The sequence below is a fragment of the Muriicola sp. E247 genome (genome assembly GCF_041358175.1).
Classification (GTDB): Bacteria; Bacteroidota; Bacteroidia; order Flavobacteriales; family Flavobacteriaceae; genus Muriicola.
The window spans coordinates 315,810-329,023 of record NZ_JBGKBE010000002.1; the positions used below are offsets into that span (position 1 = coordinate 315,810).

Sequence of the window (13,214 nt, forward strand, 5' to 3'; positions counted from 1 at the left end):
TTCTTAAAATTTATGCTCTTGTGGCAAGCTTACGAGAATCGTCTAGAATTTTTTATTACGTACATTTTTTATCGAATACGCGATTTTTAATAAGAGCAAAAAGGTTAGCTTTTATTTTGGCGTTGGCAAGCGTTGGATAATTGTGTGTAAAATAAATTGCCAGAGCAATTTGATTTTATAAAACAATCGAGCGCTTGGTAGCGGCTATTTTACATAACGGCTAATTATAGATACATAATGTTTTAAAAAACTCTGCAATGCAAACCGCTTATTAGTTTAATGACCCAAGTTCCAATTATTCTTCTGTAAACGAATGCTTCTGGGATATTTTACATAATACTACATTATAGCTATCAAATGGAAACAAAGGCTTAATCAACAAAATGAACATTTGTTCTATAATTTATATTATGTCAAATAGATTATTTCAGGACCTGCCCTCTTATAGTGTTCTGGTGTTCAAAAGTTTTATACACCCAAACCTTACTTCTCAATAGTTACTTCCTGCTTTACCATTTTTTGTATCTTATTGTCACCAACTAATTTTAAACATCGATACCATGAAAACAAATTCTATTGTATTGACCGGCTTAGCCCTCTTGTTTTGTGTTAGTCTTTCTTTTGCACAAAGCGGCTATTTAAAAATTGGGGATATTAAAGGGGAATCCACTGAAAGAGCTCATAAAGACTGGATAATTATTGAAAGTTTTAGTCAGGGTATTGCCACGGCCCCAACAAGTACAGGTGCTACCAGACAGCGAAGTGCCGCCCTATTTGAAGATCTGATGGTCACCAAAAAAATAGACAAAGCTACGCCCAAGCTGATGGAAGCCTGTGCAAAAGGCCAGGTGTTTCCCGATCTGGAAATGGATATGGTCACGGCCAATGGCCGCTTGTATTACAAAATAACCTTAAGAAATGTACGTGTAAAAAGTGTACGCACCACTTCCGGTGATGATGCGCAAGCCAAGCCGGTCGATGAAATGACCTTTAGCTTTTCACAAATCACCTGGGAATATTGGGACAGCGCAGGGAATAAAACCGAAGCTACCTACAACTTAGAAACAGGAAGATAGAGACGCTTTGTTGATAATTACAGGGTGTTATACTTCGAATAACCGGGAGGTTGAATCCCCTTTAACCGTAAATAGACAATGGCCTGGGCCCTGTGATGGGTAGTATGCCCTTCCCCTCTTAAAATCAGGTCTAAACGACTGTGCCCTTCTAAAAACCAGGGTTTTTCCCGCTCCCCTCCTCCAGCCAGCATTTCATCGGTTAAGGCACCTATGCCCGAGATCACATAATCAAAAGTATCCGCCACATACTTTGCCACCAGGGCTTTGTTGACAGTGGCCTCCCTTTTCTCCAGACGGTCGGGTTGCATTAGGTTAACAGGATCCGGTCGATCCAGAAAAAAATCCGCTTCCATCATGGCTTCAAAATCCGGATAGGTATTTTTATCTAACAATATCCCCAAAAACATATTGTTGGTAAATCCCAGATGTAAAAAATGCTGGGCAAAGCTCATTTGCTGCTCCGTCGGCGAATATTCCAGGGCTTCTGCAGGCATTGCCTCCAGTACAGCCAGGGTGTATTCCTTCGACCGCTTCCACCTTCTGATAAGGTTGGCAGTTAAGGGGTTGTCGGTCGGTACTTTTGAAGATATTAACGCCAGGGGCGCAAGGCCCAGTAAACCAAGTATAGATCTGCGATTCATTTTGTTTGTATTGAGATTGTAGCTTGTTAAAGGTATTAAATCTGACCTATACCTGCTGATCCATAATTTCACAAACCTTAACTACCTGAGCCATACCGTTCATCGAAAAAGTCATAAAAACTTATAAATTTTATGGTTTATATGTTAATATTTTTAACATTGTATGCCTATCTTCCCACAAATAAAAATCCTAAACATTATGAGAAACTCTTTTTTTAAGCGCATGGCGATTCTTGCCGGCGCTGGTGTTGCTATGGTTGCATGTACCGATGACACCCAAACTTTCGAAAACAATTTTGAACTCCAGAATTCCAATCCCCTGGATGCAGAAGTGGTTACTTTTAACCAGGGAAGCTACGAGATTGAAGGGTCCTACATTGTAGTCTTTAATCGAAAAGTTACCGGAGATGTGGGGGCTAAATTCGGCAAGGATTACAGGGCTGCCAAAAATGCCGTTCGGGAGTTGGCTACTGAAGTTCTTGGTAGTCATCAAATGAAAGGTGATTTTATTACCCATGTATATAGCAAAATCCTTACAGGAGTTTCTGCCAGCTTAACTGCCGAACAGGCTTCTGAGCTTACCACAGATGCCCGTGTGGCCTATGTGGAAAAAGACCAGATGTTTACCCTGGCCCCTCCTCCCGGAAAAGGTCCCGGTGGCGGTGGTGGCGGAGGCGGCACCGACCCACAGGATGTACCCTGGGGTATTAGTCGCGTTAATGGCGGGGTAACCTACACCGGTCCCGGTGTGGCCTGGATTATCGATAGTGGGATAGACGCCGGCCATGATGACCTGAACGTAGATGTTAGCAGGGGCTTTAATGCCTTTACCAAAGGTCCCGATTCCGACCTATCTTCTGACGGAAACGGGCATGGAACCCACGTAGCCGGTACTGTGGCTGCTATCGATAACAGTATTGGTGTTATTGGCGTTGCCGCAGGAGCTACCGTAATACCTGTTAAAGTATTAGACAGACGGGGAAGCGGATCCTACTCCGGTGTAATTGCAGGGATAGATCACGTGGCAGCCAATGGTTCTAACAACGATGTGGCCAATATGAGTCTGGGAGGCGGCTTTTCGCAAGCCATCAATGATGCTGTGGAAGCAGCTGCAGGGACAGGGGTGAAATTTGCCCTGGCAGCCGGAAATGAAAGCACAAATGCTGCTACCAAATCTCCTGCTTCTGCAAACGGACAAAATATCTATACCATTTCAGCCATGTCTCAGGGAGACAACTGGGCCTCTTTCTCCAATTTTGGCAACCCTCCGGTAGACTACTGCGAGCCGGGCGTTGCTATTAAATCGACATGGAAAGGCGGAGGATACAACACCATCAGCGGAACTTCCATGGCATCGCCACATGCCTGTGGAATACTACTCCTCGGAAATATTGCCACGAGTGGTTCAGTTTCCGGAGATCCTGACGGGAATGCAGATCCCATCGGAGTGAATTAAGTTTTTATCGATATTGCTTACTAAAAGGGGCTTCGGCCCCTTTTTTAATGGACATATTTTAAACAGGCTAGAGAAAAATTCATTTTGCAACCTCCGTGATGTTTCTTCCAATGATATTTCTACCACCTCTAAATGTTTCCTTTAAAATTTGGTATCTTTATAGGTATCGAATTCGATCTATACTTACTGATCTTAAACCCATAGTACTATGAAACGAGTAAAGCTATTTAAATCCCTGAGCCTGGTGGCACTATTGTTTGCCTTCTTAACTGCCGGTGCACTGACTTCCTGCCGGGATACCAAGAAAAAAGAAGAGGCTGAAAAAACCGAAGCAGCTGCTGAGGCAGGCGAACACCCTGAAGGAGAAGAACACCCTTCCAAAGAAGGTGAAGAGCATCCTGAAGGGGAAGAACACCCCAGCAAGGAAGGTGACGAACATCCCGCCGGTGAGGAGCATCCTACCAAAAAAGATTCTGTAAGCGGAGAGTAATTTTCTCTTTCCTTAACTCCCCTGCTCCGATTGCCTTTGAAATGAAAAGAAGGTTTTCGGAAAAGCAGGCGTATTTCCTATTTCCATCACCGGATAGGCCAGGAAGTTTATGGGTCCGCCCTGAGGTCCGGGGTCTAAAACCAGATCCCTGCCCCTGGTAAATTCAATCCGGTTTGCCGGGTGGCGCCCAAAATAATAAGTGGCCAGGGCTGTATATTTATTGGCTTCACTGATATCCACAGGCCACCACTTCCCTTCGGCATAAAACTCAGCCCAGCAGTGGTATCCGTCTACACCCCCATCGTCCCGGTCTGAAGGTATCCCAGCCCCTACCGCAAAACGAGCAGGAATGTCGGCCGATCTGGCCAGGGATATAAAGAGGGAATGAAATTCCGTGCAGTTTCCCGTAAGGGCATCACAGGCATAAACAGCATCTCCTGTGCCATAGGTTCCCGCCTTGATGTATTTCATATTGTCAATAATATAGTCGTACAGGGCCCGGGCCTTCATAAGGTCCCCATCTCCCCCTTTCACCCCAATTATGGAGTCGGCCAGCACCTTAAACCGATCCCCTACCGGCATCAGCAGGCTGGGATTGAGATAATCGGCTATAAAAGAATCATCTTCATAGGGATCTTTTTCCTGCCTTATCACATCGTAGACCAGTGCTATCTTCTCCCCACTTTCTTCCGGGGCGAGTTCCATATAGAGGATGGAATTTCCATACTTTGTTTCTTTTAAAATCTTATGATCCACAGGTGTATTCATTTCCTTTACGTCAATCTTCTGAAACCGGTCACTCTGGGCTAGCGGGATCCAGATTTTAGCGGGTTTTGTTATCTCGGGCAGGGTAACCTCATAACGAAAGGTAAAGCGGTCCTCCCCTTCTTTAATCCCCAATAAGTCGTTTGAGGCATTCTCAATAGGCCTTCTGTACCAGGTCTTGTCTTCCCGTTGTTTCCAGGTGTAAAAGGGCTTGCCATTGAGTTTGTGGAGCGTGGTTTCTGTCACCGTCATGCTGCCGGGATCTCCTTCAAGGAAAAAGTCCACATCGTAGACATCCCCGCTTACATCCGCCAGGTCTACACAGGCAAAATGCCGTCGGGGTCCGAGATTTGACAGATACTCAGTATGTACCCTCACCAATTGCAGTTTTAGCTCTCCTTCATCTGTCTCCATATTAAAGTAGCCTCCCCCCTCTTCTACCCTTTTGGCTATATTCGCCTTGATGCCTTCTTCAATATCGGCAGTGACTACCTTGGGTACGTCCATAGCAAGGGCCTTGTCCTCATTTTTTTCTTTTTTAGCTGTCTGGCAGCTTGTGATCAGCACCATCAGCAGCATTCCTATAAATCTAAATTCATTCATTTTCATAGCCTTTATATATAAATGTGAATTTACAACATTTCCAAGTTCTCTCCATCCCAATCTGATTCCCGGGAGTCATGTATTGTGATAAATCACCAAAAATATCCTAGCTTTAAGGGAACCAACCAAACCCTTGTTGTTATGCTTAACTTTTTCAGGAGAATACGCAAACGACTCGCCGAAGACAACCAGTTTAAAAGGTATTTCCGCTATGCTTTCGGAGAAGTAGCCCTGATTATGATCGGTATTTTTATGGCCCTCCAACTCCAGAACTGGAATGAACAACGGAAGGAAGAGAACGAATTTAATGTCATTTTAGAGCAATTGTACAACGCCATCATCTATGATGTGGATAAATTCAATAACCAGCTGGAGTATATGACTTTCCAAATAAGCCTCCTGGATCAAATTCTCAACCATCCTGATTCTATTCCGATGCAGTACCTGCCATACAATCTTTACAATGCCGCTTTTGATAACTTTAAATCGTACCAGTCGGATGCTCATTTCTATGCCAATGACCTGCGCTCCGATTACGACAACACATCCCGGAATGAATTGATAAAACAGATCACCGGCTATTTAAATCTGATCCGAACGGCAGAAGCAAATCCATTTGAAATCAACAGGGATATTCTAACCGACTTCCTTTTGTCTGAGCATCTGGCCTATCCTGAGCTTAATCGCGAAGATTTGAATGAGGGATGGAATACTGGGGATTCCCTGTATTATAGTCGGGGCCGACTAATAAAATTGCAAAACGACCTCAGAACGGAGAAATATCAGGCTACCCTCAAGACGTATAGGAGTCAGAAAATCGCCTACAGAAGAGGAGCACAGGCCAAATTCAATCACGGTACATCCGTCCTCAACCTTATAAAGGCCTATAACCCTGATGTAAGGGTGATCTATGAAAACGTAGGCATTATTGGGACGTCACTAGACGGTTACGATGATGTTGGGGGGAAATCTACCCCTATGCTGCGTACTGATGCAGAAGAAGGAATATGGGAGACCGAACTCTATTTAAAAGAAGGTTCGGTAAAATTCAGGTGTAATGACAGCTGGCTTCGCAATTGGGGATTGGATTTTGGACGGGATATTTATCTCTCAGGCCCGGCAGTTCCCGATGGAAATAACATCGTCATAGAAGAAGAAGGTAATTACCATATTGTACTCAATCTAAGCGAATTTACCTATGAATTTACAAAGCTCGATTAGTCCCTGTAGGCACCTTTTTCCATTTCAAGGAGCATTTCCCTGGCGTGTTTTCCGATGTCTCCCTTTGGATCCAGTTCGATGGCCTTATTATAGAGTTCTTTAGCCTTAGTAATGTCACCTGCTTTCCAATAGGCCTCGGCCAGGCTGTCCCAGGCATTGGCCGATTCGGGAAAAAGAGAGGTATTCAGCTGAAAAACATAAATAGCCTCTTCAAAGGACTGTTGTCCCAACAAATTATACCCTGCCTTATTGAATTCCTCTTCAAACTCGAAGAAAGCGTAATGCGGATCCTCCAGCATACGTTCTGCCTCGGGCTGGATTTTATCGGCCTGTCCACTGGTAAATAATTCAGTAAAATATCGCATGGGATCTGAAATAAAACCTGTTTCTGAGTATTCCAGAGCGGTTTCCAAGGCGGGGTCCTGATTAGTGATATACTGCTCAAAGGTGAGTCCGGTTGCCAATTGGGGATACAAAGCAGGTTTGTTTTCCCATTGTGGCTTGTCTTGCCACCAGGCAAAGGACAGCAAGGCCTTCATCTTGGTATTGGGAAGAACTACGGCGTGATTATCCCCATAGAAATTGATATTCTCAGAGGTGGGCTCCCCAACAAAAATAGCATTGGTATAGGTATGAAGCTCGTTCACCAGGTTCTGGCAGGCTGAAAACGTACGTCTCCCAATGATCACAAAGAATTTTCCGCTTTGGTTGATCTTCTTATTGGCGATAACTCCTGTGACTATGGGTTTGTTTTTGTAATTATTTCCTCCCCCATTCAGGCGGACGTCAAGGATCAGTTTTTCTACATCATTCTCCTCGATAAAATTAAAAACCTCTTTGTAGAATTCCGGGATGGGCTGTATAGAATCGTCCTGAATCTGGCTATGGCGTATATAAACCGTTTTATGTTCAGGGAGGTATTCGTAAAAATAGATCTTTTCGAGGTTTTTTAAATAGAGGGGCGTTTCCCTCAGGTCGCGCGCATCCAGCCAGTCGGTCCCCGGTTCTACCATTCCATAGCGGGAGGGAAACCGCTGGTTCGGCAGGGCTTTAATATTTTTCTTAAAAGTTCTACCATCTTTCTCCAGGGTTAATTCGAGTTCCCCACTGAGGTTATCTATCACCCCTTGGGCGTGCAAAAATTCGGGGAAGGTGAGAAAGTGCAGACCGTATGCCTTTACAAACTGCTCATTTTCAGCTGAGACTACTGGTCTCATTTTTTTCAGGGCCTCTTCGATGGGTGTATTTCCAATGGCCAGGAGTTTGGCTCCCAAAACGTCCGGATAGTCCTTGTGAACCCCGTGCAGGTAGATGCCGTCATCAAACTGATATAGAAATACAGGAATCTGATGAAATGGGATTATCCCATCCCACCATCCAAAAATAGTATGCCCGTATTCAAAGCCGGCAACTAATTTAGTAAAGCCTACCAACACTTCATGCGGTTCCATTTCCGGGATAGCAGTATAGAACTCCTCTACTTCGGCGTCAAATTCCGCTGCCGTGGTTTTTTTAAAGAGGAAAGGGAAATCTGTGTGGACTTTATCCTGTAAGAATCTGAGGTCTTCCCGGTATTGCTCCGCACTAAAGCTGTCCTGGGCATAGATGCCAAAACTTAAAAAGAAAAGGAATACAGTGGTTAATGAATTTCTTACAAGCGATTGGATAGAGGTCATAACGATCGTTTTGAGTTGAATGATATTAATAAGACTACGTGTCAACCCGAATGTTACACTTTCAGGCCCGACCTTCTGCTTGCGAAATCCGTACCCTTACCGATTTACTGATGGGGGTCCTGCTATGATCTGCAAAATGGTTAAAAGGCACCAAGGGGTTAGTCTCGGGAAAATAAGCCGCCAGGTTACCCTGTGGAATGTCGTAGGGTACGACCTTAAAGTTAAATGCTTCTCTTTTGATACCGTCGTAAGTGCTATTTAGGTTAACGATATCTTCTTTGTTTAAATGCAAAGCCTTCATGTCCTTTATGTTCATAAAGAGTACCCTTCGTTCGTTATAAATACCCCTGTACCTGTCATCCATCCCATAGATAGTGGTGTTAAACTGGTCATGAGACCGGATGGTCATCAGAATAAACTCGTCTTCTGCCAACTGGTGGTCTGGCAGGGGGTTTAGGGTAATCTTTGCCCGGCCGTTGGGTAATTTACTGAAGTCCCGTTCCCGCGAATTGTTCGGGAGGTAATACCCCACTCCTTTAGCTCGTTCAGCAGTCTTTTTAAAACCTTTGGCCACCAGGTCGATCTTTTCCCGTATCAGGTCGTAGTCCTCCCCCATCTCCTTCCAGTTAACCGGGTGATCTCCTTTAAAATAGGCATCGGCGATACCGGTTACAATCTCAATCTCACTCTTAAGGTCTTCTGATGCCGGTTTTAGGACGCCTTTGGAAGCCCTCACCCGCCCCATACTGTTTTCGGTGGTTACTTCTCGTTCTTTTCCGTGTTGTATGTCTTTTTCTGACCTGCCCAGGGTAGGCAAAATAAGGGCTGTTTTCCCAGTCACCAGGTGGGTGCGGTTTAATTTGGTGCTCACCTGTACGGTCAGATCACATTTCTGAATCGCTTTGGCTGTATAATCCGTGTCTGAAGCAGCCATCAGGAAATTCCCGCCCAGGCACATAAAGACCTTTGCTTTCCCTTCATGCATAGCTTTCATGGCACCTACGACATCCACTCCTTCGTGCTCCGGGGCTTTAAAGCCAAGGTGTTTTTCTATGCGTTGATTGAGTGCCGGGTTTACATAATGCATAATCCCCACAGAACGGTCGCCCTGCACATTACTATGCCCCCTTACCGGGCAGGTTCCGCTGTTGGGTTTGCCGATAGCGCCTTTAAGGAAGAGGAGGTTGACATATTCTTTGATGGTGGCCACGGAGTTTTTATGCTGTGTGAGGCCCATGGCCCAGCAAATGATAATTTTTTCAGAATTTGCCAGGTAATCCACCACCTGGTCGATGGCGGCCTCCCCTACTCCGGATTGTTCAATAAGACTATTCAGTTCATACGTATCCAGATCGGCCATCAATGCATCGTATCCCTCGGTAAATTCCCTTATAAAACTGTGGTCGAAAACATCCCCTTTTTCCCTGTCGAGTTCCTTCAGTTTTACAAGGATGGCTTTTACAAGGGCGATATCCTGGTTGATTTTTACCGGTAGATGGATGTCTGCCAACTGAGTGCCCCCACCAAGCATTCCCTTTACCGATTGGGGGTTTTTAAAATTCACCAGGCCACTTTCTAACAAAGGGTTGATGCTGACGATCCTGCCCCCGTTTTTCTTGCATTTTTCCAGGGCACTGAGCATCCTGGGGTGATTGGTCCCGGGGTTTTGCCCTGCGATCAGAATTACTTCGGCCTCATAAAAATCTTCCAGTTTTACAGAGCCTTTCCCTATCCCCAGGGTTTCAGAGAGGGCTACCCCACTCGATTCGTGGCACATATTGGAACAATCAGGCAGATTATTGGTGCCCATTGCCCTTGCAAACATACCGTATAGAAAGGCGGCTTCATTACTTGATCGTCCTGAGGTGTAAAAAATGGCCTCGTCGGGATTATCTAACTTATGAAGATGCTCTGCTATAAGTTGATATGACTCTTCCCAGCTAATGGGTTCGTAGTGAAGACTATCCGCTCTGAGGATGAGGGGTTCGGTGAGTCGGCCAAAAGCATTGATCTGAAAATCAGACAAACGCGATAGTTCTTCTACAGAATATTTTGCAAAAAACTCCTTCCCGATATGGGAGGTAGTGGCCTCATCTGCCAGTGCCTTTGCTCCATTTTCACAGTATTCGGCAATTGGGGAAGGGTGTTCAGGATCGGGCCAGGCACAGGAGGGACAGTCGAATCCATCTTTTTGATTCATTTTAAAAAGAGCAGGAATAGAACGGGTTACGCCCATTTCTTTAAAGCTGTGCTTTAAGGCATAATAAATACCTTCGGTGCCTGCGGCAATCCGCATTGGTTCCTTGATTCTGAGTTTTGAAAATTCATCAGGACCCCTGTGGGAGACATTTCGGGTAAAGGCATTAGGTTCTTCTTTCATGCTCGATTGATAATTATTAAAGCTGATTTTCGGTATCCATTTTGGGATTCGGATAATTATCGCTTTGGTCTTCCAGTCGCTCATCGAGACATACAAAGTCCTTCTCAAGCAACAGGTGTAAACTGGTTTCCGGATCGATTTGTTGCAGGGCTTCAAAGCCCACTTCTTCATTGCTATCCCAACCCTTTAGCTGATCAGCATTTATGTGCAGGGTTATTATTTCTTCTTCAAAAGAGGCGTGGATTTTTTTACCGGTGCTTTTTTTTACTGCATAGCTAAAAGTACTTCCCGGGAAATGTGTTGTCTCCTTAATATAACCCACTGAGCACAATTCTTCTACCTCCGATCTGGTGAGGCGGAAACGCACTGAATTGCCCTTTATTCTGATCTTCATAACAATATTTCTTTCTTTCCTAAAGTTACAATTAATTCATTATTTCATTTGATTTTCCATCTATTTGATCACAGGATTTTTTCAATATTTGGTAAAGACTTTCCTAAAAGAAGTATCTTTCGGGGCAATGAGATCATTGCACTTTCCCCGATTTGCAGTTTTTAGCTGTATCTACCTATGCAGCATTAGTCTCATTCTTGCACAGGATCATATCGATCTGGCCTCTTTTTCCTATACTTCCTCCTTTGAACGAACGCTGGAAAACACCAACATTGAAGCGGCAATCCAGGAATGGAACTTTAACATGGATCTTCCCCTGGTCCTTAATAATGAGAATGCTCTGATTTTTGGACTAAGCGCCAATACCATAAATGTAGATTTAAGTCCTTCGCCCAATCCGGAAACGGATTTATACGCTACTATCCTGAGGCTTGGATGGAATACCACTTTCAATGAACGCTGGTCGGGAACCTTCTTAGTAATGCCAAAAGTGGCTTCTGATTTCAGTAGTGGTTTTAGAAGGGGGAAACAGATCGGGGCTGTGGTCTTGTTTACTCAGACCAGAACAGAGCGTCTAAAATACCTTTATGGGATTTATGGAAATAAAGAAGAATTTGGACTATTGCTCGTGCCAATATTGGGGGTTTACTACAAGAGTGCAGATAATTTATTTGAGGCCGATGTCTTTTTGCCGGTGAGGGTAGATCTCAATTACAGCCTAGGTAATACAGTATCTGCAGGGCTTCGTTTTGATGGTCTGGGATCTTCTTTTTCTATACAAACGGCCGGATTTAATAACCATTATGTCACCAGGGCTTCTAATGAGCTTTATCTCTACGGACAATATAAAATAACGCCTTCCCTTTTAGTCCGTGGTAAGTTTGGTTATTCATTTTTTCGTAATTTCAAAGTGTATGACAATGAGGATAAAATCGATCTGTCACTCGTAGGTATCTTTTTTGGGAACGACCGGGAAATCCTGAATCGGGACCTCAATGATAGCTTTCAGTTTAAATTAGAGATGGTATATCGTTTTAATCTGATAAAAAATAATCCAAAACCATAAGTGAGTAAATGAAAAATTTGATCAGGGCTATTATTGCGGGATATGGAGCCAAAAAAATTGGTGGTGGCCGATGTGGATGTATAGGCACGGTTTTCGTTTTTCTGGTTCTGTACTGGCTTTTGGGATACGTCTTTAAAGTCTTCTAGGGTTAATCCTGCAGAATACCCTACTTTTGCCGGATGAAAATTCAGCGGCGTTCTCAACTCGAATTTGTGGGCCTTATGGCAGCTCTGATGTCGATAGCTGCCCTCGCTCTCGATGCGCTTTTGCCGGCCCTTGACCTGATTGGAAGGGATGTAGGGACCACCAGTCTGGCTGAGAATCAACTCCTGATTACCCTTTTCTTCCTGGGCCTAGGGGTTGGACCCTTATTGTTTGGTCCTGTTTCGGACAGCGTTGGAAGGAAGCCTGTGGTCTACGTTGGATTTGCCTTGTTCATCGGGGCCAGTTTGCTCTGCGTGTACGCCCCTCAATTTGAAACGATGATTGCCGGGAGGATTTTACAGGGTATAGCCCTTTCAGCCCCCAGAACCATCAGTGTGGCTATGATCAGGGATCGGTATAGCGGGGATCAGATGGCCAGGATTCTGTCATTTGTTGTAGTTGTATTTATCCTTGTACCCATTGTAGCCCCTACCCTCGGGAAATGGATTCTCGACGCTATGGGGTGGGAAGCTATCTTTCATTTTCAAGTCGTTTTTGCAATCCTGGTTGCCATTTGGTTTTGGAAAAGACAACCCGAAACCCTGGTGCCTGAAAAACGAAACTCCTTCAGGCTTAATGTATTTATCAATGGCTACAAAGAACTGTTGAATTACAAACAAACGATGGTCTTTACCTTTATCTGGGGATTTATCACCGGTTCTTTTCTGGTTTACCTCAGCACAGCACAGCAGGTTTTTGAAGACCAGTACCTGATGAAGGAATCTTTTCCATATATCTTCGCCTGCCTGGCCATCACCATTGGTACTGCTACCTTACTGAACGGGACCCTGGTGCTGCGGTTTGGGATGCTCCGCCTGGTAACTGTTGCCCTGGCTTTTTATATCCTGGTTCCACTGGTGTATGTGATCTTGTTTTACGGGCAGGTAAATCCTCCCTATTGGGTCGCCCTTGGCTTCTTTGGGATGCAGTTCTTCGCTGTAGGTTTTGTCTTCGGTAACTTGCGGGCACTGGCCATGGAACCCGTTGGTCATATCGCCGGGATAGGCTCGGCAATCACGGGTTGTCTGGCTACACTAATGGCCGTTCCCATCAGTGCCTATATCGGCAGTTTTGTTCGCGATTCTATTTTCCCCATCTTTCTCGGGTTTTTAACTTGCGGACTTATCGCTTACTTTTTACTTGCCTATTTTTATTTATCCAGACGGTTTGCTCAATAAGAAGGTGAAATCTGACAAATCGAATAATCCATTTGATGAAATTGTACAGCAGGATGTGTATATT

12 protein-coding genes are annotated in these 13,214 nt (G+C 44.6%); 7 read left to right on the forward strand and 5 right to left on the reverse strand.

The annotated features are described in order from the left end of the window. The first annotated feature begins 560 nt into the window (after window positions 1–560). Window positions 561–1,076, forward strand: coding sequence for an Hcp family type VI secretion system effector (locus ACA086_RS05060; protein WP_371002259.1), 516 nt, complete (start codon window positions 561–563; stop codon window positions 1,074–1,076). Between the two features lie 17 nt (window positions 1,077–1,093). On the opposite strand, the gene ACA086_RS05065 is transcribed toward ACA086_RS05060, so the two are convergent. After that, a complete protein-coding gene (locus ACA086_RS05065) occupies window positions 1,094–1,717 on the reverse strand; it encodes a DinB family protein (RefSeq protein ID WP_371002260.1) in 624 nt (207 codons plus the stop codon). Between the two features lie 199 nt (window positions 1,718–1,916). On the opposite strand from ACA086_RS05065, the gene ACA086_RS05070 reads away from it, so the two are divergent. Beyond that, window positions 1,917–3,173, forward strand: coding sequence for a S8 family serine peptidase (locus tag ACA086_RS05070; protein WP_371002261.1), 1,257 nt, complete (start codon window positions 1,917–1,919; stop codon window positions 3,171–3,173). A 208-nt stretch (window positions 3,174–3,381) separates the two neighbouring features. Then, on the forward strand, window positions 3,382–3,663 hold the full coding sequence (locus ACA086_RS05075; protein WP_371002262.1) for a hypothetical protein: 282 nt from the start codon (window positions 3,382–3,384) through the stop codon (window positions 3,661–3,663). 12 nt (window positions 3,664–3,675) lie between these two features. Here ACA086_RS05075 and ACA086_RS05080 read toward each other — a convergent pair whose 3' ends face one another. Next, window positions 3,676–5,031 (reverse strand): transglutaminase family protein, encoded by a 1,356-nt coding sequence (locus ACA086_RS05080; RefSeq protein WP_371002263.1) that lies wholly within the window; start codon window positions 5,029–5,031, stop codon window positions 3,676–3,678. A gap of 141 nt (window positions 5,032–5,172) precedes the next feature. On the opposite strand from ACA086_RS05080, the gene ACA086_RS05085 reads away from it, so the two are divergent. Further along, window positions 5,173–6,252 carry a DUF6090 family protein gene (locus ACA086_RS05085; protein ID WP_371002264.1) on the forward strand — a complete coding sequence of 360 codons (1,080 nt, stop codon included), beginning with the start codon at window positions 5,173–5,175 and terminating at the stop codon, window positions 6,250–6,252. On the opposite strand, the gene ACA086_RS05090 is transcribed toward ACA086_RS05085, so the two are convergent. From ACA086_RS05090 to ACA086_RS05100, 3 genes are all read right to left on the reverse strand, one after another. After that, window positions 6,249–7,928 (reverse strand): tetratricopeptide repeat protein, encoded by a 1,680-nt coding sequence (locus ACA086_RS05090; RefSeq protein ID WP_371002265.1) that lies wholly within the window; start codon window positions 7,926–7,928, stop codon window positions 6,249–6,251. The two genes, ACA086_RS05085 and ACA086_RS05090, sit on opposite strands and share 4 nt — an antisense overlap. Window positions 7,929–7,989: 61 nt before the next feature. Next, the gene (locus ACA086_RS05095; RefSeq protein WP_371002266.1) at window positions 7,990–10,308 is read right to left on the reverse strand and encodes an FdhF/YdeP family oxidoreductase; all 2,319 of its coding nucleotides are present in this window, start codon (window positions 10,306–10,308) and stop codon (window positions 7,990–7,992) included. Between the two features lie 16 nt (window positions 10,309–10,324). Further along, the gene (locus tag ACA086_RS05100) at window positions 10,325–10,702 is read right to left on the reverse strand and encodes a hypothetical protein (RefSeq protein WP_371002267.1); all 378 of its coding nucleotides are present in this window, start codon (window positions 10,700–10,702) and stop codon (window positions 10,325–10,327) included. Between the two features lie 127 nt (window positions 10,703–10,829). Here ACA086_RS05100 and ACA086_RS05105 point away from each other — a divergent pair, with 127 nt between their 5' ends. Genes ACA086_RS05105 through ACA086_RS05115 form a run of 3 tightly spaced genes read left to right on the forward strand, consistent with a single transcriptional unit; the run spans window position 10,830 to window position 13,150 of the window. Next, window positions 10,830–11,768, forward strand: coding sequence for a DUF6268 family outer membrane beta-barrel protein (locus ACA086_RS05105; protein ID WP_371002268.1), 939 nt, complete (start codon window positions 10,830–10,832; stop codon window positions 11,766–11,768). Window positions 11,769–11,776: 8 nt separating this feature from the next. Continuing rightward, window positions 11,777–11,914 (forward strand): hypothetical protein, encoded by a 138-nt coding sequence (locus tag ACA086_RS05110; RefSeq protein ID WP_371002269.1) that lies wholly within the window; start codon window positions 11,777–11,779, stop codon window positions 11,912–11,914. Window positions 11,915–11,947: 33 nt separating this feature from the next. Continuing rightward, window positions 11,948–13,150, forward strand: coding sequence for a multidrug effflux MFS transporter (locus ACA086_RS05115; RefSeq protein ID WP_371002270.1), 1,203 nt, complete (start codon window positions 11,948–11,950; stop codon window positions 13,148–13,150). Window positions 13,151–13,214: the final 64 nt, after the last annotated feature.